The 22,678-nt window shown below is 46.8% G+C and carries 19 protein-coding genes; 7 read left to right on the top strand and 12 right to left on the bottom strand.

All coding sequences use genetic code 11. The features are described 5' to 3' along the window. Positions 1 to 94: 94 nt before the first annotated feature. The 9 genes from K5Q92_RS08545 to gmk all read right to left on the bottom strand — a co-directional run bounded on the left by K5Q92_RS08545 (position 95) and on the right by gmk (position 10,694). Entirely contained in the window at positions 95 to 961 is an 867-nt protein-coding gene (locus K5Q92_RS08545; protein ID WP_220768584.1) for a DUF3014 domain-containing protein, read from the bottom strand. Between the two features lie 142 nt (positions 962 to 1,103). After that, positions 1,104 to 3,179 (bottom strand): ATP-dependent DNA helicase RecG, encoded by a 2,076-nt coding sequence (gene recG, locus K5Q92_RS08550; protein ID WP_220768585.1) that lies wholly within the window; start codon positions 3,177 to 3,179, stop codon positions 1,104 to 1,106. Positions 3,180 to 3,398: 219 nt separating this feature from the next. Continuing rightward, positions 3,399 to 4,322: a calcium/sodium antiporter gene (locus K5Q92_RS08555; protein WP_220768586.1), complete on the bottom strand. Its 924-nt coding sequence runs from the start codon at positions 4,320 to 4,322 to the stop codon at positions 3,399 to 3,401. A 178-nt stretch (positions 4,323 to 4,500) separates the two neighbouring features. Continuing rightward, positions 4,501 to 6,156 (bottom strand): AMP-binding protein, encoded by a 1,656-nt coding sequence (locus tag K5Q92_RS08560; RefSeq protein ID WP_220768587.1) that lies wholly within the window; start codon positions 6,154 to 6,156, stop codon positions 4,501 to 4,503. Positions 6,157 to 6,420: 264 nt separating this feature from the next. Continuing rightward, positions 6,421 to 7,113 (bottom strand): tRNA (guanosine(18)-2'-O)-methyltransferase TrmH, encoded by a 693-nt coding sequence (trmH, locus tag K5Q92_RS08565; protein ID WP_220768588.1) that lies wholly within the window; start codon positions 7,111 to 7,113, stop codon positions 6,421 to 6,423. 84 nt (positions 7,114 to 7,197) lie between these two features. Beyond that, positions 7,198 to 7,581, bottom strand: coding sequence for a RidA family protein (locus tag K5Q92_RS08570; RefSeq protein WP_220768589.1), 384 nt, complete (start codon positions 7,579 to 7,581; stop codon positions 7,198 to 7,200). A 27-nt stretch (positions 7,582 to 7,608) separates the two neighbouring features. Continuing rightward, complete coding sequence (spoT, locus tag K5Q92_RS08575) at positions 7,609 to 9,714, bottom strand: bifunctional GTP diphosphokinase/guanosine-3',5'-bis pyrophosphate 3'-pyrophosphohydrolase (protein ID WP_220768610.1); 2,106 nt, start codon at positions 9,712 to 9,714, stop codon at positions 7,609 to 7,611. Positions 9,715 to 9,727: 13 nt separating this feature from the next. After that, positions 9,728 to 10,009 (bottom strand): DNA-directed RNA polymerase subunit omega, encoded by a 282-nt coding sequence (gene rpoZ, locus K5Q92_RS08580; protein ID WP_012275521.1) that lies wholly within the window; start codon positions 10,007 to 10,009, stop codon positions 9,728 to 9,730. A gap of 61 nt (positions 10,010 to 10,070) precedes the next feature. After that, complete coding sequence (gmk, locus tag K5Q92_RS08585; RefSeq protein ID WP_220768590.1) at positions 10,071 to 10,694, bottom strand: guanylate kinase; 624 nt, start codon at positions 10,692 to 10,694, stop codon at positions 10,071 to 10,073. A 335-nt stretch (positions 10,695 to 11,029) separates the two neighbouring features. Here gmk and K5Q92_RS08590 point away from each other — a divergent pair, with 335 nt between their 5' ends. The 4 genes from K5Q92_RS08590 to K5Q92_RS08605 all read left to right on the top strand — a co-directional run bounded on the left by K5Q92_RS08590 (position 11,030) and on the right by K5Q92_RS08605 (position 15,860). Further along, the gene (locus tag K5Q92_RS08590) at positions 11,030 to 12,175 is read left to right on the top strand and encodes a DUF805 domain-containing protein (protein WP_220768591.1); all 1,146 of its coding nucleotides are present in this window, start codon (positions 11,030 to 11,032) and stop codon (positions 12,173 to 12,175) included. 128 nt (positions 12,176 to 12,303) lie between these two features. After that, positions 12,304 to 13,206 carry an NTP transferase domain-containing protein gene (locus tag K5Q92_RS08595; protein ID WP_220768592.1) on the top strand — a complete coding sequence of 301 codons (903 nt, stop codon included), beginning with the start codon at positions 12,304 to 12,306 and terminating at the stop codon, positions 13,204 to 13,206. A gap of 99 nt (positions 13,207 to 13,305) precedes the next feature. Further along, on the top strand, positions 13,306 to 14,376 hold the full coding sequence (locus K5Q92_RS08600; RefSeq protein ID WP_220768593.1) for a phosphotransferase enzyme family protein: 1,071 nt from the start codon (positions 13,306 to 13,308) through the stop codon (positions 14,374 to 14,376). Between the two features lie 197 nt (positions 14,377 to 14,573). Then, positions 14,574 to 15,860, top strand: coding sequence for an acetyl-CoA hydrolase/transferase family protein (locus K5Q92_RS08605; protein WP_220768594.1), 1,287 nt, complete (start codon positions 14,574 to 14,576; stop codon positions 15,858 to 15,860). Positions 15,861 to 15,892: 32 nt separating this feature from the next. Here K5Q92_RS08605 and K5Q92_RS08610 read toward each other — a convergent pair whose 3' ends face one another. Beyond that, positions 15,893 to 16,591: an SOS response-associated peptidase family protein gene (locus K5Q92_RS08610; protein WP_220768595.1), complete on the bottom strand. Its 699-nt coding sequence runs from the start codon at positions 16,589 to 16,591 to the stop codon at positions 15,893 to 15,895. 267 nt (positions 16,592 to 16,858) lie between these two features. Here K5Q92_RS08610 and K5Q92_RS08615 point away from each other — a divergent pair, with 267 nt between their 5' ends. The 3 genes from K5Q92_RS08615 to K5Q92_RS08625 all read left to right on the top strand — a co-directional run bounded on the left by K5Q92_RS08615 (position 16,859) and on the right by K5Q92_RS08625 (position 20,246). After that, the gene (locus K5Q92_RS08615) at positions 16,859 to 18,127 is read left to right on the top strand and encodes an amidohydrolase family protein (RefSeq protein ID WP_220768596.1); all 1,269 of its coding nucleotides are present in this window, start codon (positions 16,859 to 16,861) and stop codon (positions 18,125 to 18,127) included. Positions 18,128 to 18,328: 201 nt separating this feature from the next. Continuing rightward, positions 18,329 to 19,771, top strand: coding sequence for a pyridoxal-dependent decarboxylase (locus tag K5Q92_RS08620; RefSeq protein ID WP_220768597.1), 1,443 nt, complete (start codon positions 18,329 to 18,331; stop codon positions 19,769 to 19,771). 37 nt (positions 19,772 to 19,808) lie between these two features. Continuing rightward, positions 19,809 to 20,246 carry a hypothetical protein gene (locus K5Q92_RS08625; RefSeq protein WP_220768598.1) on the top strand — a complete coding sequence of 146 codons (438 nt, stop codon included), beginning with the start codon at positions 19,809 to 19,811 and terminating at the stop codon, positions 20,244 to 20,246. A gap of 108 nt (positions 20,247 to 20,354) precedes the next feature. Here the strand turns inward: K5Q92_RS08625 and K5Q92_RS08630 are convergent, their stop codons facing one another. Together K5Q92_RS08630 and K5Q92_RS08635 are read right to left on the bottom strand one after the other, a co-directional pair. Then, positions 20,355 to 21,623 carry a NupC/NupG family nucleoside CNT transporter gene (locus K5Q92_RS08630; RefSeq protein WP_220768599.1) on the bottom strand — a complete coding sequence of 423 codons (1,269 nt, stop codon included), beginning with the start codon at positions 21,621 to 21,623 and terminating at the stop codon, positions 20,355 to 20,357. A 181-nt stretch (positions 21,624 to 21,804) separates the two neighbouring features. Then, on the bottom strand, positions 21,805 to 22,644 hold the full coding sequence (locus K5Q92_RS08635) for a 5'-methylthioadenosine/S-adenosylhomocysteine nucleosidase (protein WP_220768600.1): 840 nt from the start codon (positions 22,642 to 22,644) through the stop codon (positions 21,805 to 21,807). Positions 22,645 to 22,678: the final 34 nt, after the last annotated feature.

Consider the following 22,678-nt stretch of genomic DNA (forward strand, 5'->3'; position numbering starts at 1 on the left):
TTAAAGGTGAGAGGGAGGTGAATAAATGTTGGCTTTGAATGAGAGCCCTGTTAATTCAGGGCTCTTGAAGAAACGATTTAACGGCTGTGATGGCCTAATTTAGATGCTGCTGTAACCGACGTAGTGCTGATTTTACTTTGCGTGAGTTTTCAGGTCCCATACGGATCATTAACTTCTGCGCATTTGGCAGTGCTTCAAGTTTTGGATCGACAAACTGGTAGTTTACACTCACACCATCTAGCTCGATGGGCTGTTCGATTATCGGTGCATCCAACATCACCTCAATCGCCTCCTGCATACGCTCATCGAATGAGATGTCGTTATAGCCTAGCTCGACAAATGCTTCGCTCAATAATGGCGTAAGCTCCTTGTAGGTTTTCGCTAACTCCTCATCATTGAGGCTAGCTAGGAAATCGGCATAGAGATCATATCTATGGTAACTATCAGGGTTGATGTAGGTCTTGTTGGCGATCTCCGATACGGTAAAGCTATTATTTGGTGCCTTGAGCGGGCTCACTTTGCGAGCCAGTTCGCCCTGGGCTAGGTTATCGACAAACACTACAAATTGACGCACTAGATTATTTTCAATCAATAGCGGCTCAATCGCCATACCGTCGGCAACGTCAGTAACTTTCTGGTGAACGAAGTCGTCACTCTCCGCGAGTGTTGGCAGCGGCTCGACTTGTGGAGTCTGATCGACTTCCGGTAACTGTACAGGTTCAGCTTCTATTATCACTTCAGGCTCAGGAACTGCTTCAGTTTCAAGTGGCTGTTCAGGTACAGGATCAGGAATAACCACTGGGGCTATCACTTGAGGCTCTTCGACTTTTTCATTGCCACTGAGGTAGTAGTAGCCGCCAGCAGATAGTGCCACCACAGCCACTATAGCCAAAATTGCCAGACCATTGGTGCCAGAGCTCTTCTCCTGAGGGGAAATTCTATCTTCTTGACTGAGTTGCATTTTAACTCCTCTGCTACCGCGCAGTGATAGGACTAATAAGTAAAGTATAGCTTCAATCCATTCTGCAAAAATCCAACAGATTGTCTATAGGCTGAAGCTCTATTAAGGATATTTAATTTCGAAAGCAGTCTAAATGAGTCGTTTACGCTTGTACGAATTGCTCACGATCACCTAGCCAGCGTTCGATGATGGCATCGACGCAGTCGGGCGCTTGTTGCATAACGTGGGCGGCGAGCTTCTGTACATGGGGGATAAGGGCTTGATCACGCATCAGATCGGCAATTTTCATATCGGCGATACCGGTTTGTTTGGTGCCTAATACCTCACCAGGTCCGCGGATCTCCAAGTCTTGCTGAGCAATCACAAAGCCATCGTTACTCTGCCTGAGTACACCGAGCCTTTTGGTAGCCGTTGCCGATAGTGGTGCCTTGTATAGCAGCACACAGTGGCTAGCAACGGCACCACGGCCAACTCGCCCCCTAAGTTGATGCAGTTGAGCTAGCCCTAGACGCTCGGGGTTTTCGATAATCATCAGGCTGGCGTTAGGTACGTCCACACCAACTTCGATTACCGTGGTTGCGACCAGTAAGTTGAGTTCACCAGCCTTAAAGTCGGCCATAATTTGCTGCTTTTCAGCTGGTTTCATACGGCCGTGAACTAAGCCAATTTTCAGCTCAGGCAGTGCTCGTTTCAACTCTTCGGCAGTATCTTCGGCGGCTTGGCACTCCAGCGCTTCAGATTCTTCAATCAAGGTGCAGACCCAGTAGGCTTGACGCTTATCATTTAGGGCTGCCTTGCGTACGCGGTCGATTACCTCTTCGCGGCGCTGATCGGAAACCGCAACCGTAGTAACAGGTGTTCTACCTGGTGGCAGCTCATCGATAATCGAAGTGTCGAGATCGGCATAGGCGGTCATCGCTAAGGTGCGTGGGATAGGGGTAGCAGTCATAATTAGCTGGTGTGGATGGAAGCCCTGACTGATGCCTTTCTCTCGTAGCCCTAAACGTTGATGCACGCCAAATCTATGTTGTTCATCGATAATAATTAGCGCTAACTTATTGAATACCACCTGCTCTTGGAAGATAGCATGGGTACCAATCACAATATGAGCGTCACCGGATTCGATATCCGCCAGCGATTGGGCTCTGGCTTTACCCTTAAGCTTACCTGCAAGCCAGCCGACCTTAAGCCCTAGAGGCTCGAACCAAGCGGAAAAGTTAATGGCATGCTGCTCTGCCAGTAGCTCGGTTGGAGCCATCATGGCGACCTGATAGCCGCTCTCAATCGCCTGTAGTGCTGCTAAGGCAGCGACTAAGGTTTTACCTGATCCAACGTCACCTTGCACGAGACGCATCATCGGCTCGTGTTTAGCCAAGTCTTGAGTAATATCGGCTACAACTCGTTGTTGCGCGCCGGTAGGCTTAAAGGGCAAAGAGGCTAAAAATGGGTTTAGTAGCTGACCTGTAGCATGCATGCTTACCGCACTGTCACGGTTACTGCGCTGACGCAGGCGAAGCATACTTAAGTTGTGCGCGAGTAACTCTTCTTGGATAAGACGTTGCTGCGCCGGATGCGTGCCTTGCTCTAGCTCGAACAATGAAATTTGGTTATTGGGTCTATGTAGGATCTGCAGTGCCTGCTTTAAATCTAAGTTGTTTGGTTGCAGGTGTGGCGGCAGCAGCTCATGTAGGCCGCCATTATCTAACATTGCGAGTGCCTGCTCGGTGAGCTTGATCCAGCTTGCTTGCTTTAACCCTTCAGTGGTTGGGTAAACTGGCGTGAGCGTGTCACTCAGTTGCAGATCTTCACCGGGAGCAATCAATTTATATTCAGGATGAATGATTTCTGCGTTGTGTTTGCCGCGACGGATCTCACCGTAAGCACGAATGGTCATGCCTATCTCTAGCCCGTTACGTTGAGCGACTGAGAAATTGAAAAAGCGCAGGGTTAAACTGCCACTGTCGTCGCGCACAGTGCAGGTCAGCATGCGCTTACGCCCTTGAATAATTTGGCTGGACTGAATGACGGCTTCTATGGTGCCGTAACTGCCAGGATAAAGCGAGGCAATAGGGTAGACTTGAGTACGATCCTCATAACGCAGCGGCAGGTGAAACAACAGGTCTTGCACTGTTGTAATTCCTAGCTTTGCTAATCTCTCGGCCATTTTACTGGCAACGCCCTTGAGATCGGTTATTGGAACAAGATCGAGTCTTTGCAATCTGTTAGCACTCAAACACTGTAAATTTATACATATATTATCAGAGTTATAGGTTTACGCAAATTTGGCGCTTATTTGCTTGAGAGTCAAGCAGCTCAATCGGATTGTGCTAAACCCAGTTGGTCGATATAACTTGAGTATTGACTAGGGATAGAAACAAAAACGGCCTAAAATGCGAAGTGCAATTTAGGCCGTTTAATACGAGCGGAATTGAGCTAATTAAGCTTGTGCAACTAAATAGCCGATATAAGCCACGTAGCCAATCACCAGTAAGCCAGCTTCACGGCGACCAATGCGTAAACCTGTGTAGGCAAATGGCAATAAGATCACTGCAAAGGCAATCATTGCGCTCCAATCTAGATTGCTGATTTCGCCACCAATAATTGGGTGAATAAGTGCGGTAACACCTAAAATACCTAAAATATTGAATAGGTTTGAACCTACAACGTTACCAATTGCGATATCACTTTCGCCTTTTAGCGCGGCAACAATCGAGGTAACGAGTTCAGGCATACTGGTACCGATAGCCACAATGGTTAAGCCGATAATCACTTCGCTAATGCCGAATGATTTAGCTAAGGCTACAGCGCCATCAACAAATAGAATACCGCCGCCAACCAGCATACTAATACCGATAACGATAAACAGTACCGACAACAGAGGATTTTGCTTGGTATCGGTTACATCATCATCGCTCTGTTTCTCGGCCGTGAAGTAGCTAAAGGTCAAGTAAGCCACAAGCAGCGCAGAAAGAATCGCACCATCCCAGAAGCTCAAGCCGCCATCGAGTAGCAGACTCCAGAACAGTAGCGATGCCGCTATCATGATTGGAATGTCACGGCGTACCATCTGAGACTCAATCTTGATTGGGCGGATAAGTGCTGTGATACCTAAGATCAGGCCGATGTTGGCAATGTTTGAGCCAATCACGTTACCTAGTGCAATACCGCTATTGCCTGCAATGGCAGATTTTACGCTCACTGCAAGTTCAGGCGCACTGGTACCAAAGGCAACGATGGTTAAGCCAATAATTAGAGGAGTAAGCCCTAATCTAAGTGCAATTTGGCTCGCGCCTCTTACTAAGGCTTCAGCCCCTAAAGTAAGGATTAAAAAACCGCCGAGTATCGACAATAAAATAAACATGGTTAACTCTATAAATTGGATTTTCTTGAAAGGAGGGCAAGAATAGTTTCTTTCAAAAATTGCGCAATCAAAAACTGCCTTAGCATCATTAAATTTAGTTAATTGTCTAAATTTTGGTCTAAATGAAAACGGCACACGTAAAAGTGTGCCGTTTTAGAAGATATATCTTTAGCAATTACTAGATTTCATCTTCCCAACAGACTTTACCACCACGAATGCCATCAACCTTGTCGCTAAACTTCTTCTCGAGAATATGGCGCTTGATCTTCAATGTTGGTGTTAAGACGTCATTTTCTACATCCCATGGCTCGCTGACGATGACGATAGCGTCGACCGTTTCATGGGACTCTAAGTGTGGGTTTACTGCATCTATGGTGTTTTTCAGCGATACCCTCACTTCTTCTCTTGGCTGTACCGCTGCCCCTTCTGACAACTGAACTAGGGCGATAGGGTGAGGTAGACCCGAACCGATAACACAGATCATCTCCACATGGGGATCTTGTGCAAGTTTGCGCTCGATCGGTACTGGTGCAACATACTTACCCTTAGCCGTTTTAAAGTTGTCTTTAACACGGCCGGTGATGCTGACATTGCCTTCATCATCGATAGAGCAGAGATCCCCTGTATGGAAGAAACCATCTTTATCGAAGCACTTAGCGCTTTCTTCTTCTTGCTTATAGTAGCCCTGCATTAGGCCTGGGCTCTTAACCAAGAGTTCGCCTTCATCGGATTGCTTGGCTTCACAGCCTTCTACGGCGCGACCAACTGAGCCAATTTTTCTGGGATCGAATGGGTGGTTGATAATCGAGTAGGCACAGTTTTCGGTCATGCCCCAAGCCTCACTGATATCGAGACCTATATTGTGATACCACTCAACCAGCGATGGCGGGATCGGTGCCGAACCAGAGCCCAATAGGTGGCAGTGCTCCAAGCCTAAACCTTGGTGGATCTTACGCTTCACTATGCTGCTAATGATCGGCACTTTTAATAGGAAGTTAAGCTTCTTGTAGCCGATTTTATCGATAATATTTTTCTGGAATAGGCTCCAAAGGCGCGGCACAGAGAAAAATACCGTAGGTCTAGCGCGCTGCACGTCGGCAACGAAGCTATCTAGACTTTCAACAAAGGCGACACTGCTACCTGAATAGAAAGAGGAGCCTTGAATCGCCACACGCTCGGTAATATGCGCTAGCGGTAAGTAAGACAGTAATCTGTCTTCAACATCCGTTTTAAGGTCACGCACTACCGCAGTACAGGTCCAGGCATAGCTAGCAAAGTTCTGAATTGCGCCTTTTGGTTTACCAGTCGAGCCAGAGGTATAGATGATGGTCATTACCTGCTCGGGTGTAGGTAGCGGCGCATCAATTAAAGGCTGACCCATATTGAGCAATTTATCCCAGTGGTACTGAGATGGCATGGTGTCGTAGGGCATGGCAATACGCAGAATGTCACCGCCAACGCCTGCTTCTTGGTCCGCCCAGTAATCAAGTTTACCGATAAAAATGGCTTTGGCTTCACTGTGCTCTAAGGTGTAGCGAATGGTATCGGCATTGGCGGTTGGATAGATAGGTACGCTTATATAGCCACCGTGCATAAGGGCTAAATCAGTAATAAACCACTCGGCGCAGTTTTTAGAAAGTACGGCAACCTTGTCTCCAGGATTGAGGCCTAGGTGTCTCAATGCGCCGGCAATCTGCTGCATTTTGGTTTGAACATCGCGCCAAGTAAAGGTCTTATATTTGCCGTCAATAGGCTGCTTTAGATAAACTTGATCGCCTTGTTTTTCAACCCAATGTTCGAGCATCTCAATCGGGGTTTTCATAGAGGATTCCATTGCAATTCCATATTGATAGTTGTTAATTCCAGTTCAGCCTAGTTATTTCTTTTTGTTTTAATCGTTCGTTTAACAGGCTACTTTAATCTTGAGTATGGCGAAAAATGTGATCTAAGACAAACTTTTTCAAACGGGTGTTACAATTTAGTTTGTTGTGGATTGGAGTGTGGTTGGTAGACGAGCACAGGGAATTGAGGTTGTTAGAGATAAAAAAATACCAGCACTGCCATTGATAGGCATGAGTGCTGGTATTCTTGATTGGTATTACTCTTCGTCTGAAGGGGCGCGCATCTTTTGCCACCAGTCTTCATCGGCAACAATTTGGCCTTGATCATCAACTCTTGGATAAGGCAATTTCTTACGGCGACATGCTTTAGCGTATATCGGGTGGCCTTGCTCGAATAGCTTAATTTGGCAGTAGGCATCATCTAGCTTACGTGTGCCGTACATTCCTGCATCAGTGCGTTGGCGTTGAGCCTCATACATAATCAGAGCGGAAGCCACAGACACGTTCAGAGATTGCACCATGCCGATCATTGGAATGATGATGTGCTGGTCGGCAGCAGCTATGCCTTCTGGGCTCACGCCATCGCGCTCATTACCCATAATAATCACTGTGGGTTTGGTGTAATCAATCTCTCTAAAATCGACCGCAGTATCAGAAAACGTTGTCGCTAAAATTTGCATGTCTTTGGCCCGAAACTCTTCAACGGCTTCAGCCATAGTGTGGTGTACACGGGTTTTGACCCATTGCTGGCTACCCGAGGCTGTGTTACCTGACACACGCATCTCGATATCAGACCAAACAGCGTGTACTTCGTGCAGACCTGCTGCATCAGCCGTTCTTAGTACGGCGGCGATATTATTTCCCTTGTGCACGGTATCTAGGCACACGGTAAGATCGGGTTGACGGTTGTCTAGCATCTGGTTGATACGGGCGAAACGTTCAGGACTCATGGCAGGCTTCTAATTAGTAGGATAGCTGGTTTTAAATAATAAAATGGGCGCCGTAGCGCCCGTTTGATCGAGATATGGAAATGATTAGATCTCCATGACTCCATCCATCTCAACAAGTGAATCTTTCGGTAGTTGCTTCACACCGATAGCTGCACGTGCTGGATAAGGCTGTTCAAAGTAGCGACCCATTATCTCATTGACAGTGGCAAAGTTGCTTAGATCTGTCATAAAGATATTTAGCTTAACGATATCGCTAAGAGAACCGCCAGCCGCTTGGCAAACGGCGGTCAGGTTTTCAAATACTTGAACAACCTGAGCTTCAAATTCGTCGCTAACGATCTGCATTGATTCAGGATCGAGTGGGATCTGACCAGATAAATACACAGTGCTACCGACTTTAACAGCTTGAGAGTATGTGCCTATCGCTTGTGGTGCTTTATTGGTTGCGATGATGATCTTTTCTGCCATGCTCTTTCCTTGTTTATTTGAAGTAAATTAACGGTTTCTCGATGTACGCAATACTTCCGGAAGTACTCTGATCCGACGCATCACGTTAGCTAAATGAATGCGATCTCTCACTGAAATGCGTAAGTTGATGAGGAAAACTCGCCCATCACGCTCTTCAGTGGTTAAGTTATGAATGTTTGAACCCGCAGCGGCCACAATCGAGGTGATTTTAGCCAGCGCACCTTGATGGTTTACAATTTCAACTCTCAGGTTAGCTTGGTATTCAACGCCTTCAGCACTATCCCATTGTACAGGGATGTACTTATCAGGCTCACCTTGATAACCACGAATATTGGCGCAGCTTTCCATGTGAACCACTAGGCCTTTGCCTGGGCTTACATGGGCAATAACCGCATCCCCAGGAATTGGGCGACAGCAGTTTGCAAAGGTGACTAGCATGCCTTCGGCGCCGCGGATCGACATGGTCGGTACTTCTTTTTGCTCTTCAGGAGCGATCTGATCACCCAGTAGTCGTTGTGCGATAACAATGCTCATTGCATTGCCTAGGCCAATATCAGCGAGCAAAGAGTTGAGCGAGTCATGTTTGGTATCGTGAACAACTTTATCTATCTGCTCTTGAGATAGACCGTCTAGCTTGGTCTCACCTAGCGCGTGATTAAGTAGGCGCTTGCCCAGTAACACTGCATCATCTTCTTTCAGGCTCTTTAGAAGTTGGCGGATTTTGGCGCGAGCCTTACCTGTTACTACAAAGTTAAGCCATGCTGCATTTGGACGTGCGCCATTGGCAGTAATAATCTCAACGGTCTGGCCGGAGATCAGTGGCTGACTCAGTGGATAAGCTTGACGGTTAACCTTGGCACCAACGCAGGTATTACCCACATCGGTATGGACTTCATAGGCGAAGTCGACTGGAGTGGCGCCCACTGGTAGCTCTAAAATACGGCCTTCAGGGGTAAACACGTAGATCTCTTCAGGGAAGAGTTCGGTCTTAAAGTTTTCAACAAATTCAAAAGAGGTGCTAGCGCTTTGCTGAAGTTCCAGCAAACTCTGCATCCACTTACGAGCACGAACTTGAGTGGTTGTGCCTTGCTCTGCTGCGCTGCCTTTCTTGTACAGCCAGTGAGCCGCGACCCCTTTGTCTGCCATCTGGTCCATATCTTCGGTACGAATTTGGATCTCAACCGGTACGCCGTGAGGACCAAAAAGTGAAGTATGCAGTGACTGATAGCCGTTAGCTTTAGGGATAGCGATATAATCTTTGAAGCGACCAGGATGCGGCTTATAGAGGCCGTGCATGGCGCCCATGACGCGATAGCAAGTGTCGATAGAGTCAACGATGACCCTAAAGGCATAGATATCCATCACTTCTTGAAATTGCAGCTCTTTATTGCGCATCTTGTTGTAGATGGAATAAAGATTCTTCTCACGTCCTTTTACTGTGCCTTCTAGGCCAGTATCTTCAAGGCGAGTATTGATTGCCGCTTCGATGCTTTGGATAAGCTCTTTACGATTGCCACGAGCGGCTTTCACCACCTCTTTCAATACGCGATGTCGCATTGGGTAATAGGCTTGAAAACCTAACTCCTCTAACTCGCTCTTAATATTATGAATACCAAGACGGTTGGCGATCGGTGCGTAAATTTCGAGGGTTTCTCGGGCGATGCGACGGCGCTTATCGGGCCGCAGTGCACCTAAGGTGCGCATATTGTGGGTTCTATCGGCAAGCTTGATCAGGATGACTCGGATATCTTGGGTCATCGCCATCATCATTTTGCGGAAGTTTTCGGCTTGGGCTTCTTTCTTATCGCGGAATTTGAGCTTATCGAGCTTGGAGACGCCTTCAACCAATTCAGCAATAGAGTCGCTGAATATTTCAGCTAGTTCTTCTTTGGTGACAGGGGTGTCTTCGATAGTGTCGTGCAAGAGTGCGGCCATAAGCGTCTCATGATCGAGACGCATATCGGCCAGGATGCGGGCAACCGCAACCGGATGGGTAATATAAGGTTCGCCACTCGTGCGCATCTGACCTTCATGGGCATCGCGCGCCACCTGATAGGCCTGCTTGAGTAATTCTACCTGTTCAGGTTCTAAATAACCTGAAGCAGACTCTTTGAGACCTTCAAACAGATACAAGTGACTCCACTCCTTATATAGCGTTGCGGCCTTCAGCGATGGCAGCAACAGCAGCGATTTCAGCTGCTTCACGTTCACGAACTGTTTGGCGCTCATCGGCATCCAAAGTATCAGCTGTGACTAAACCTAGTTCGATTTCGCGCAGGGCGATAACCGTTGGCTTGTCGTTCTCTTCTTCAACCATAGGGTCTTTACCCTGCACAGCGATTTGGCGAGCACGACGCGCTGCAACCAGAATCATATCAAAACGGTTGCCGATTTGGTTTACGGCATCTTCTACAGTTACGCGAGCCATGTTTGGAAACTCCAGTGTTTTATCGATTGAAAAAATGACGCAAAATTGTACATGAAGACAGTTAGCCTGCCAACAGATCTTTAATCATATCATTTTGCGTATGAATTTGGCTAGCAGAGGTTAATCTTTGACTGCGAATGATCGCTAAAAGATCGGCCAGTGCTTTGTCGAAATCATCGTTGACTATAACAAAGTCATATTCATTGTAGTGTGACATCTCTGAAACCGCTTGTGCCATGCGGCCTGCAATCACTTCTTCGCTATCTTGTCCACGACCGGTAAGACGACGTTCTAGTTCGGTTTTTGATGGTGGCAAAATAAAAACACCAATAGATTCAGGCATTAGCTTTTTAACTTGCTGCGCCCCTTGCCAGTCGATATCGAGAAATACATCAATACCCTTCTCTAGAGTTTGCTCGATCGTGACACGAGAGGTGCCGTAGTAGTTACCAAACACCTCAGCCCATTCAAAAAAAGCGCCATCGGCAATTAAGCTCTTAAACTCATCTTGATTAACGAAGTGGTAGTGTTGACCGTTCTCTTCACCTGGGCGTGGTTGCCTTGTGGTGTGCGAAACTGAAACTTGCATATCTACAGGCTGGTCTCGTAACAGAGCCGAAATAAGCGATGATTTACCTGCGCCACTTGGCGCTGAGACGATAAATAGGTTTCCGCGAGCGGTCATTAGCTGCATATCCGATGTTTGTACCAACTCGATCTAGACTCAAATTGGGCGATAAAAAGGTTAAGCGAGCCATTATACAGCCTAGGGTGATATTTGCGCTAGTCGCAGTTAGGGGAATTCCAGTCGTTGTGAGCAATTATTGTGGTGGGAACTCCTGCCTGTATCAATTATCTTTAATGATAAAATTGCCCGAAAACACTGACATTGAGAGGCAAATTCGGTAGGCTAGCTCTTTACTTTTTATGCTTTCGCCTGAGCATGGAAATGGGGTGCTGTTACAACATCAAGTTGGGGGAACAGCCGAGTCATAGATTATTATTTAAGGTCGGAAGAGTATGCAGCTTAAGTCGCTTTTGTGTGTTAATGGTTTAGATAATGGACAGCGCTTCGCTGCTATCAGTGGATTGGTTTATTTCGTTTTATTGTTAGCAGTTGTGCTTTTTAGTCCCTCTGCTGCCCTGTATGGTGTCGCGTTATTTATCGCACCTGTTTTAGCCTTAACTACAATGCGTCGATTGCGTGATAGCGGTAAATCACCGAAGTTTATTCTGCTAACGCTGTTGCCATTCTTATTGGTGCTGATCACCTTAGTGCATATTCAAAGCATGATGTTGTTGCTGACTTTGCTGGTGATTGCGGGTTTGGGCATAGGCTATATGGCTATACTGCCTTCGACATCTGAAGCTAATTATGTGCAGGGTTATTCAGGGCCTGTGGATATGACAGCAAGTAACACTACAGCCCGCACTGCAGGTCAGCGTGTCAGAGTAGAGCCGACCCTAGGCGGTAGTGAATCGAGCACAAGTTTTGAGTCAGAAGGCACTCGCGAGTTTGTAGAAACGGATGCCGATGCTTCAATTCAACAGCAATACGCTGATGCATACGCTGGAGCTGAGACTCGTAGGCAGTCATCATCTTTGCGAGGTGGTAAGACGCCATCTGCAATTAACCTAGCCCAGTTACGGCAGGCGCTGCAGGTTAATCAAAAGTGGCTGTTTGCCATCTCTGGTGTGTTAGTCAGCGTCATGTTAATTGCTAGCATCTGGTCACTTATTCCAACTTCTGAGCCTGAAGTCGAAACTGCGGCGCTGCCTGAAAATACTATTGAGAGTGCGCCTCAAATTGATCGGATCTCTACCGCTATGCCTGACGGGTTTAGCTTGGTGCTTGAAGATGATGTGTTGATTATGCGCTGGCTCGGAGAAACCGGAACGCCCACTAATATCTGGTCTTTAGCCACGGCGAAAGGCGATAAGACCTGCTCGCTTATGCGTTTTAATAACGGCACCGAATACCGTCCACTTGTGGTTGACTTACTTGCGGATACCGGCACCGAAGCACGATTTTCTCCACTCGATACCGAAGCCATTATTGTCGATATGGCAAGGCGCGGTAACGTCAGCCTTTGCGGTTATAACTTTAGCTTGAAGGGCAGCCAAGCCGCTCTTGGCAAGGTCGCCGCTTTCCGTACTTATTTATAAAGCTCGGATCAGCATGTTTTTTAAGGCGGATAGCGCTGGAAATTAGCCTACAGACTCATTAAACTGCTTCGCCTTATCGCGAGGCAGCACTTTAATCGTTTGAGAGCGTCATTGTTTGAGAGAGAGTCATGAGTAACAAGAAGCAGGATTTAACCTTAGTGATCCTCGCGGCAGGTTTAGGTAGCCGATTTGGCGGCGATAAACAGCTGGCGCAGCTAGGGCCAAATGATGAGACCATGTTGGAGCTATCGCTAAAGAGTGCCCATCGCGCAGGGTTTAATCGTGCGGTACTGGTTATCCGTCCGGAGTTGGCTCCGCTGCTCGATGAGGTGTTAGCGGATAAGCTTGCCAGTGACTTTAGCTGCGAGTATTGCATTCAAGCACTCGATGACCTCCCTGTCGCTGGACACGAATTTGCCGATGTGGCTCAACGTCAAAAGCCTTGGGGCACAGCCCATGCACTTTGGAGTGCAAGAAATCATGTTCATGGCCCTATGGCTGTGATTAATGCCGATGACTTCTATGGCGACAGCGCCTTTAGCTTGCTCGCCGAAGGGTTATCGACAGCCGATGAGGATTGGATGATGGTGGCCTATCCAATCGGTTTGACTCTGTCTGAAAATGGTGGCGTGAATCGAGGTTTATGTCAGGTTGAGGCGGGTAAACTGGTGGATGTTGCCGAATGGCTCGATATTCGCTGTGAAGCATCGGGTTTAACTGGTACGTTAGACGAGCAGCGCTTTGCTATTGCCGATGATGCTGTGGTGTCGATGACATGTTGGGGCTTTAAGCCAGATATTTTCGAGGTGGTAGAACAGCAGTTTAATCAGTTCCTTGAGCACAATGGTCGCCATCCAAAGGCCGAGTGTTATCTGCCTACTGTAGTGCAAGCTCGACTCGATGCTCCGTCAGCTCCTCAGGGTAACAAGGTGGTCAATGTCAGCGTTGCTCAAGAGTCATGGTACGGCGTGACCTACCCAGAAGATGTTGCTTGGGTAAGAGAAAAATTACAGCAAACCCTGAGCAAATAATAGCGGTAAGCTAATTCCTTTTTTAATAATCAACTGCAAGGAAAGTCTGGATACATAAGCCCAGATAGCAGAGAGATATAGAGATAACTGGAGTGTTGGGTGATTGATTTTATAAGACAAAATGTTTTGTCGCATTTTGGTGTAAATGCAGATAGCGCCAAGGTGTCACCATTGGGTAATGGCCATATTAACCATACCTTTTTGGTGCTTAGTGTTGAGCGAGAATTTGTTCTGCAAAAAATCAATACAGAAGTATTTAAAACCCCGATAGCTTTGGTTAACAATGCCCATAAGATCAGCCAGCACTTACAAGGCAAAGTTACGGCCGATGAGTATCGTTTGCAGGTGGTTTCCCCTGAATTAACCCTTGATGGTGAGCTATTTGTCGATCTTGGGGATAATGGGTTTTGGCGTGCGATAAATTATCTGCCTCACAGTCATAGTATCGATGTGGTTGGTAGTGAAGCCGATGCCGAGATGGCGGCTAAGGCATTTGGCCATTTTTCATCGGCCTTGTCGGGGCTGGACGCCGAATTATTAGAGGATGTTATCCCTAATTTCCACCATCTGCCTGGACGTATTGAGCTCCTTGCTCAAGCGGTGGAAGCTGATAGTCATGCTCGTTTGGCTGAATGTCAGCAGTGGGTCGATTTTGTTATGTCGCAAACCGAACTTTTACAGGAGTTGGCCGAGTTAGAGGGTAAGCTGCCACGCCGAATCTGTCATAACGACACCAAAATCAATAACATGCTATTTGATAAGCGTGACATGTCCAGCCTTGCTATTATCGACTTAGATACCTGTATGAAAGGTTATCTGATGTATGACTTTGGCGATATGGTGCGTACCTTCTGCAGCCCTGAAGCGGAAGACTCGACCGCATTGGATAAAGTGCAGGTCAGAGAATCTATCTTTGCTGCCATCTGTAAAGGTTACCTGAGTGAGCTAGGTGATGTGTTGTCTGATGCTGAGCGCGAGAGCCTGTGGCTAGGTGCGCGAGTGATTTGTTTGATGATTGGTGTGAGATTCTTAACCGATCACCTCAATGGTGATGTGTACTTTCAAATCCACCATGCAGGCCATAACCTTGAGCGTGCAGCGAACCAGTTTACCCTGTATCAAAGTTTATTGAGCCAACAAGACGAGCTCAGCAAGTTTTTACAGTCTTAAATAATCAGGGGAGTTCTTCCCCTTTTTTTATCCCATCAGTATTAAGAAAGTGATCGACTCAGGCTGCCTTTTTGGCAACCGAATTCAACTTTTATCTTGTTTAAGATCAAACTCATGTTAACTGAGTGTTTGATCGCTGTTAAAGCGAGACGTAACCTCATACACTGCGAACAGATTAATCATATTAGGTATCATTTATGGCGCCAATTATCTGTGGCAGTGCTCTAGAGGCTGTATCTTTCATTGAGAGTGGTGAGACGTTATGGACTCACTCAATGGGAGCAACGCCAACCCTATTACTCAATGCCCTCGCCGAACATGCTTTAACCAAAAAAGATCTCACTCTATTACAGTTACATACCGAATGCGCAGAGTCTTTAAGTGATGAAAAGCTTAAGGGGCATCTACGACATCGATGTTTCTTTGGCGGTCTGCCGACACGTTTGCTATTGCAGCAGGGTGATGCCGATTATGTGCCTATTTTTCTCTCTGAAGTACCTAAGCTATTTCGTTCGGGTGAGCAGCCAATCGACACCGCCATTATTCAAGTATCTCCCCCCGATAAGCATGGGATCTGTTCATTAGGTATTTCGGTTGAAGCGACCTTAGCAGCCTGTCAGGTAGCGGGAAAGATAATTGCTCATATCAACCCACAGATGCCGAGAACACATGGTGATGGCTTTATCCATTACAGTAAATTTACCGCTGTTTATGAGCAGAGTATGCCACTGCCTCAACACCCCTTAGCTGCCAGCGATGAAGTTAGCCTTGCGGTGGGGAGAAACGTCGCGCAGTTAGTACGCGATGGTGATTGCCTGCAAATGGGAATTGGTGCTATTCCTGATGCGGTTCTTTCCTGTTTAACTGATCATAAAGAGCTAGGTGTGCATACCGAGCTGTTTTCTGATGGAGTACTTAACTTAGTCGAACTCGGGGTGATCACTAATCGCTGTAAACAAGTACATCCAGGCAAAATTGTTACCGGATTTGCTCTCGGTAGCCAGCGGCTTTATGACTATGTTGATGATAATCCCTCGGTGATTTTCATGGATATAGAACAGGTGAATGACACCGCCATCATTCGTAAAAATCCTAATATGATGGCCATTAACTCGGCATTGCAGGTGGATATTTCAGGGCAAATCTGTGCAGATTCTCTGGGCACGCGTATTTACTCTGGAGTGGGAGGGCAGATGGATTTTATTCGTGGAGCTGGGTTGTCTGAAGGTGGTCGCTCAGTGATTGCACTACCCAGTACTGCAGCGAGGGGCTCAGTATCGCGAATAGCCACCGTATTGTCGCCAGGTGCTGGAGTGGTGACCACACGTGCCCATGTGCACTATATAGTGACGGAGTTTGGTATTGCCAATCTGCGAGGCAAGTCCCTGCGTGAACGAGCGCGAGCATTGATCGATATCGCTCATCCAGACTTTAGAGAGCAGCTCTGTCGAGAGACTTTTGATATGTGGGGCTTAACGGTTTAATCACTTATCTTAACTAGACGTTCAGTAAACGCCTATACAAGATAATCGTTAGGAATAAGCCGAGTAGCTTGACCAATGGGTTGATGCTGACTCGGCTTATTTATTTGCTGCACCATAAAGTCATGCCTAAGGGCTGGTTTGAGTAAATCAGCAAACATCTCTACTTGCTGGTTGGCTGGATTTAACCAAGCATCAAGCACGTCATCATTTTGCGGTAAGATCATCGGGCTGGCTTTGCTGTGAAACGGCATAAGATCGGGGTGAGGTGGATTAGTGATGATGGAACAGGATGTGGTCACTTCGCCGGTTTTGGGATGTTGCCAGTCTCGAAATAAGCCGCCAAAAGCTATCGCCGAGTTCTCGGCGATAAAATCATGATAATAAGTATCTCTTCCCTTCTTTTCGGTTTCACCAAAACCACTGGCAATCACTAAACAGCGACTCTCTCTAAATGGCTGAAAGCCTGCACTATTGGGTGTGTTTAGCTTGTCGAATCGAGTGTTAAATGAGGTGTAACGGCTGGGTTTAAAGCCTTCATAGCAAGTATCAAGCAGTAACCACCAAGTGGCGGTTTGCAAGCGGCGCTCACCATCGACTTCGCGCACAATACTGATGTCATTGGTGGGCATTTTAAAGCGACCAAACAGCATCTCTTGCTGATTGCTAACCCGCAAGTCTTCCATCAGTGCTTGTACAAACATGTCATCAATAATATTGAGTCGACCGCACATAAATAATTACCGTAAATAAATCACCCTATTGAGTATATGAACGATTTTGAACTGAGTATAGCGAGAGTAGCTAAACTCGCCGATGCTTTAGTGCAAGCAAGGAGCCTGAGGGGGCTCTTGCTTGTTTTGTCTTTGGCAACACATCTTAAATCCACAGTTATTTCTCGTGTCACTAAATGGCCATTTATTTGAGGCCGCTGTTGTTAAAGTTTACTCATCAATTAGATGAAATCATTTTAGTGCAACCAAGCTCGCGAGGTATTAACGATGAAAAAACTCATTATCAACGCCAATGTTTTTAACGGCACAGACAACCAACTGTTAGAGAAGGTTGCAGTACTGATTGAAGACAACTTGATCAGTAAGATTAGCCGCCAAGATGACATTGACTTGTCGATTGTGGATGAGGTTATCGACGCCAAAGGGGGCACTGTGATGCCGGGTCTAATGGATGCACATGTTCATATTACCTTGTCGGCGCCTTTCAATGTGATTGATACCATGACCCGTGAAGAGGTGGCTATTCGCTCTGCGCGTATTTCAGAAGAGATGTTAATGCGTGGTTTTACCACCATTCGTGATGTCGCAGGTAACACCTTAGGCCTTAAAAAGAGTATCGATAACGGTTATGCAAAAGGGCCACGCATTTTGCCGTCAATGGCGGCGGTTTCTCAAACCAGCGGCCATTCTGATTACCGCCAAAATCAAGCGCAGGAAAGAATTGGTCAGCATGAAGACTCGCCTATGATGAAACTTGGCGCAATGAAGGTCGCAGACGGCAGAGCAGAAGTGTTAAAAGCGGTGCGTGAGCAGCTGTTTATGGGGGCATCGCAAATCAAGATCATGGCAGGAGGTGGCGCGTCATCAACCTTTGATCCACTCGATACACTGCAGTTCACTCTAGATGAGATGAAGGCCGCAGTGGAGGCTGCAACGGATTACGGCACGTATGTGGCGGCGCATATCCATACTGCAGACGCGATGCGCCGAGCAGCTGAGGCGGGCGTGATGTCGTTTGAACATGCCACCATAATGGATGATGACATTGCCCAAACCATTAAAGACAAAGGCATTTGGGTGATCCCATCCTACTTTACCTCGTCACTGATTGCAGAACGTAAGATCCCGCTACCTAACGAAGAGACATATCGCAAAACTGAGCGGGTAGGTAAGGCGATGCTCAAATCTGCCGAACTGATTAAGAAGTATCAGATCGATAATATCGCCTTTGGTACCGACTGCGTAGGCGAAGCCAGCGTACACGCTACACAGCTTAATGAGCTAGGTGCAATTGAACAGACCTTCGACACGATAACCGCTTTGCGTATGGTGACCTCCAACTGTGGACGACTATTCGAAATGTCGACCTATCAGCACCCGTATCAGCAGGGCTGTTTAGGTCAAGTGGTTGAGGGGGCTTATGCCGACCTGCTGATTATCGACGGCAATCCACTTGAGGGCGTGGCTTGTGTCGCTGACACTAGCAAGCAAAAGATGATTATGAAAGACGGTATCATCTACAAAAACACACTGTAATAGCGACTCAAATAGCTAGTGTAAAAGGGATTTTATGACCTAATAACGGCGCTTAGTTGATATAACTAAGTGCCGTTTTTGTATCTGTTATCTGGCGTATTCTACGCAAGAATGCTTTTGTTTTAACTGTCACCAAATGGCCATTTTTTTAAAATGTCGCTGGTATATTAGACGGACATTCCTACTTGAAGAGAATTAACTATGTCACATCATTTTAAAGATTACCGCGGCTCATTAGAGCGCTCTTTAGATCATGCAGTCTCGTATCTTGAGTCGCTAGATGAACGCCCTGTTGCCCAAGAGGTCACATCGCAGCAGCTACGCGAGTTAATTGCGGGTGAGATGCCACAGCAAGCGACAGCACCAGAGCAGGTAATTGATGAAATGGCATATGCGCTCGATGCTGGTTTGGTCGCGTCGGGTGGACCACGATTTTTTGGTTACGCTATTGGCGGTACTTTTCCTGCGGCGTTAGCAGCAGACTGGTTAGTTAGTGCCTGGGATCAAAACGTGCCGTATTACGTGTCGAGCCCTGCAATGGCGGTAGCCGAAGAAACCGCAGCCGAATGGATGGTAGAGCTACTTGGTTTGACCAAAGGCTCTGCGGTGGGTTTTACCTCTGGCGCACAAGAAGCGATTTATACCTCGTTAATCACTGCGCGCAATTCACTGCTAGAAAATGCTGGCTGGGATGTGGCCACTAAAGGTCTATATGGCGCGCCGCAGGTGAATGTGGTTGTGAGTGACCAAATTCACTCAACCATTAAGCGCGCGCTTTCTATGATTGGTCTAGGTATTGAAACCATTGTAAAGGTGCCGACGGACGATAACCTTCGCCTTATTCCAGAGGAGCTTGAGCGTGTGTTAGCAAATATAAGTGGGCCAACACTGGTTTGTGCCCAAGCGGGTTGTATCGACTCGGGTGCCTTCGATCCTTTCGATGAGATAGCAGATGCGGTGGCTGCTCATGGTAACGCTTGGCTACATGTGGATGGCGCAATCGGTCTGTGGGCTGCCGCGAGCGACAAGCAGAAGCATCTATTAAAAGGGATTGAGCGAGCAGACTCCATCGATACTGACGGCCATAAGTGGTTCAACATGCCATACGACTGCGGCATGGTGATAGTGAAAGATCCCGCCAAGATCACCTCGGCAATGGGCGGCGGTAACATGGGCGATTACCTTAATGATGCCATGGAGAAGCCAGATCGTAACGCGATTAACTTTGGTATTGCCGCATCAAGACGTGCCCGTGGTCTACCTGTCTATGCCGCGTTCAAGTCGCTTGGCAAGCAAGGCATTGTTGACCATTTAGATAACTGCTGCGCATTAGCCAAACGCATGGCTGATATTTTGCGGGAAGTGGATGGTATCACCATTCTTAATGATGTGGTGTCGAATCGATTCTCTGCGCAATTTGGTACAGGTGATGTGGAATATCGCAACGAGCTAACCGCGCGCGTGGTACATAGACTGCAGCAAGAGGGATACCTTTATCCATCAACATCAGGCTACAAAGGCCTAAAGACTATGCTGTTCTCAGTGCTTAATTATCATACATCGATAGAGGATATTGATATTTCGGCAAACAAGATCATTGAAGCGTTTAACATCGAAAAAGCCTTACTGCCTCAGTCGGTTTAACGTAATGAATTCAACGAGCAAAGAGAGTGGAGGAAGTATGACTCAGCAACGATTTGTAGGTTATAGCCTAGCGGTATTGGTTTATTTAACTGTGCTCAATTTCTTTAATGAGTATTGGCACTGGGTTTCTATCGAGTCCTTTAGTGTTTCACTCGTCGCAGCACTGCTTTTGCTGACGCTACTTAAGCTGTCGATTAAAACTGAGCATAAGGTGGCCGCCTTTTTTAAGGCTAAACCGGGCAGGGCGGCAAAAGTATATCGAGGCATTAGCACTTACATTATCTTGGTGGGGAGCAAGTTCATGATCCTTGAAGCGATAAATGTGATGTTTGGCGAAAAGGTCGCATTTAGCGGCCCCTTCAATGGTGTCGTCGCTTTCTTTGCCGTTGTGTTTACTATTCTCATTGCGGAGTTTGCAGTGAGTAAGATATATGCAGGCTTGAGTGATACCAATAAGCTGCAAGTAGCATACTGATCGGATAATTTATCAAGTGTAATAGCGGTGTATACTGCAAACAAACAGGCCCATATGACGTTTATGCCATATGGGCCTGTTTGCTAATTAGTTGTGATTATTAGCTGATTAAACAAAGCTCATAAACAAGCCTGCAATCGTTGCCGCCATTAGGTTAGACAAGATACCAGCAAACAATGCTTTTAAGCCAAGTGATGCAATTTCAGAGCGACGTTCAGGCACCAAACCACCAATACCAGCAATCGCAATCGCTACCGTACCTAAGTTAGCAAAGCCACACAGTGCGAATGATAAAATCACTTGAGTGCGCTCAGACATCGGTAAGCCTGTTGATTCAACAATCATGTCACCAGTTAGGTAAGGTGCTAGGTTGATATAAGCAAAGAACTCGTTGATGACAATCTTCTGGCCGATGAAAGAGCCAGCGAGTAGCGCTTCATCCCAAGCCACACCCATTAACCAAGCGATAGGGGCGAATATGTAGCCTAAAATCAGCTGTAAGCTTAAGCCTTCAACACCAAACCAATCACCGATGCCACCTAGCATGCCGTTCATCAATGCTACTAAGCTGACAAAAGCAAATAGCATTGCGCCCACAGCCATAGCTAACGACAGGCCGTTCATGGTGCCGGTTGTTGCAGCATCAATAATGTTGGCTGGTGGGTTTTCTTCTACAACCGTTAGATCTTGGTCGTTTACTTTCTCAGTTTGCGGAATTAATAACTTAGCAAACAGTAAACCACCCGGCGCTGCCATAAACGAGGCTGCTAACAGGTATTCCATCTTAATGCCTAACTGGGCATAACCCGCTAGCATGGTGCCTGCAATTGATGCTAAACCACCACACATCACCGCAAACAGCTCTGCACGGCTCATCTTAGGGATATAAGGTTTAATCAGCAGCGGGGCTTCAGTCACACCTAAGAAGATGTTGGCACTGGCAGACATAGACTCTGCCTTGCTGGTATTAAGGATTTTTTGCAGTGCGCCGCCCACAATGCGAACCACCCATTGCATAATACCTAGGTAATACAGCACCGCTGAAATTGCCGAGAAAAACACGATAATTGGTAGTACTTTAAAGGCGATAACGAAGCCACCAGGGCCAAACAGTTCATACATCTTATCGCTAACAAGGCCGCCAAACATAAACGACATGCCTTCACTGCTGTAGCCAATCACGGTCGAAACCGCTTCAGCCATATTAAAAATCACCGCCTGACCGAACGATGAGTAGATGACAAACGCACCCATGATTAACTGCAGTAAAAACGCCAAACCAACCGTGCGGTAGTTAATGGCTTTACGGTTTTCAGAGGCCAAAAACGCCACGGCAAGAATGGCGATGATGCCAACAATACTGATTAAAATTTGCATTGAATTTGTCTATTACTATCTAAGTTGATGAAAGGAGAAAGCGAGTTTTCTCCCCCAATGGATAAAACAACCTATAAACACTTTTTAGTGCGAATAAGCATCAAATTAACGTTTTAAAAGCGAGCGAAAGCGGGCGGGAATAGCAGTGTTATTCCCGTCTCTTATTCGTTTTTTACTGGTTTTAAAAGGTCTTAATTAATGCCTTGATGACATCAAGTACATAAACCTGACAGTCAATAGCCGTTTGTGGCTCAAACTCTTGTTTATGTTGGTCGGTATTAGACAGCACGCGAATACTCACAAAAGGTAGCTTGTAAGCTTCGGCAACTTGTGCAGCCGCTGAGGTTTCCATTTCTTCAACTGAGGTGCCCATGGTTTCGTGGAACCAGTTAATACGGTCAACTTCGCGGTTCCATTCATCACAGCTACCAATTCTTCCCACAACCACTTTGCCGTGGCTGTATGTGCTTGCTTGCGACAGGGCGATTTCAACAAGCTTAGGGTCAGCTTTAAAGTGATTGTGCTCAACCACAACACCATTTTCACGCAGGTACATTGGCATATCGAAGTTCTGCCAAGTGGTAGGGTGTATGCCTTGGCCTTTTTCCACAAACTCGATTTTGTAAGCGCCCATGTTAAAGCTGGTTTCACCAATAACGATATCAGAGCGGTAAAGCTTAGGATCGTGGCCACCAGAGGTACCCTGATTGATGATAGCTCTTGGCTGGAAGTGCTCAATACCAAGGGTGGTTGATGCGGCGGCGTTAGCCAAACCAATCTCGGTGCGTGACACCACAACTGGGTAGCCATCTAATAGGCCTTGCCAGAATGTCCACGAACCAAATGTTTTTTGTTGTACATCGCTAAGGGCGGCAACGAGGGTCTCGACTTCAACGTCCATCGCGCCTTGAACTAAGATAGGATTTAGCATTTTTGAGGGTAACTTTTCATTGTGTGACTGTTCAGAGTTTACGTGTTCAGGGTCTAACTTTTCAGCTGTTGGCTGCTCGCAAGTTGGCATGACAAATAACTTCAAATGGAAAGTGCGCGGATGG

The sequence above is a fragment of the Shewanella sp. MBTL60-007 genome (genome assembly GCF_019654915.1).
GTDB lineage: Bacteria > Pseudomonadota > Gammaproteobacteria > Enterobacterales > Shewanellaceae > Shewanella.

Bases quoted from the DNA above. Each gene is read 5' to 3' on its own strand.
- K5Q92_RS08610 (WP_220768595.1), bottom strand. From the start codon at position 16,591: ATGTGCGGTCGACTCAATATTATTGATGACATGTTTGTACAAGCACTG.
- rpoZ (WP_012275521.1), bottom strand. From the start codon at position 10,009: ATGGCTCGCGTAACTGTAGAAGATGCCGTAAACCAAATCGGCAACCGT.
- K5Q92_RS08570 (WP_220768589.1), bottom strand. From the start codon at position 7,581: ATGGCAGAAAAGATCATCATCGCAACCAATAAAGCACCACAAGCGATA.
- gmk (WP_220768590.1), bottom strand. From the start codon at position 10,694: ATGACCGCTCGCGGAAACCTATTTATCGTCTCAGCGCCAAGTGGCGCA.
- K5Q92_RS08630 (WP_220768599.1), bottom strand. From the start codon at position 21,623: ATGCAAATTTTAATCAGTATTGTTGGCATCATCGCCATTCTTGCCGTG.
- K5Q92_RS08590 (WP_220768591.1), top strand. From the start codon at position 11,030: ATGCAGCTTAAGTCGCTTTTGTGTGTTAATGGTTTAGATAATGGACAG.
- K5Q92_RS08555 (WP_220768586.1), bottom strand. From the start codon at position 4,322: ATGTTTATTTTATTGTCGATACTCGGCGGTTTTTTAATCCTTACTTTA.
- K5Q92_RS08620 (WP_220768597.1), top strand. From the start codon at position 18,329: ATGTCACATCATTTTAAAGATTACCGCGGCTCATTAGAGCGCTCTTTA.
- K5Q92_RS08625 (WP_220768598.1), top strand. From the start codon at position 19,809: ATGACTCAGCAACGATTTGTAGGTTATAGCCTAGCGGTATTGGTTTAT.
- K5Q92_RS08615 (WP_220768596.1), top strand. From the start codon at position 16,859: ATGAAAAAACTCATTATCAACGCCAATGTTTTTAACGGCACAGACAAC.
- K5Q92_RS08560 (WP_220768587.1), bottom strand. From the start codon at position 6,156: ATGGAATCCTCTATGAAAACCCCGATTGAGATGCTCGAACATTGGGTT.
- K5Q92_RS08545 (WP_220768584.1), bottom strand. From the start codon at position 961: ATGCAACTCAGTCAAGAAGATAGAATTTCCCCTCAGGAGAAGAGCTCT.
- K5Q92_RS08605 (WP_220768594.1), top strand. From the start codon at position 14,574: ATGGCGCCAATTATCTGTGGCAGTGCTCTAGAGGCTGTATCTTTCATT.
- K5Q92_RS08635 (WP_220768600.1), bottom strand. From the start codon at position 22,644: ATGCCAACTTGCGAGCAGCCAACAGCTGAAAAGTTAGACCCTGAACAC.
- K5Q92_RS08595 (WP_220768592.1), top strand. From the start codon at position 12,304: ATGAGTAACAAGAAGCAGGATTTAACCTTAGTGATCCTCGCGGCAGGT.
- trmH (WP_220768588.1), bottom strand. From the start codon at position 7,113: ATGAGTCCTGAACGTTTCGCCCGTATCAACCAGATGCTAGACAACCGT.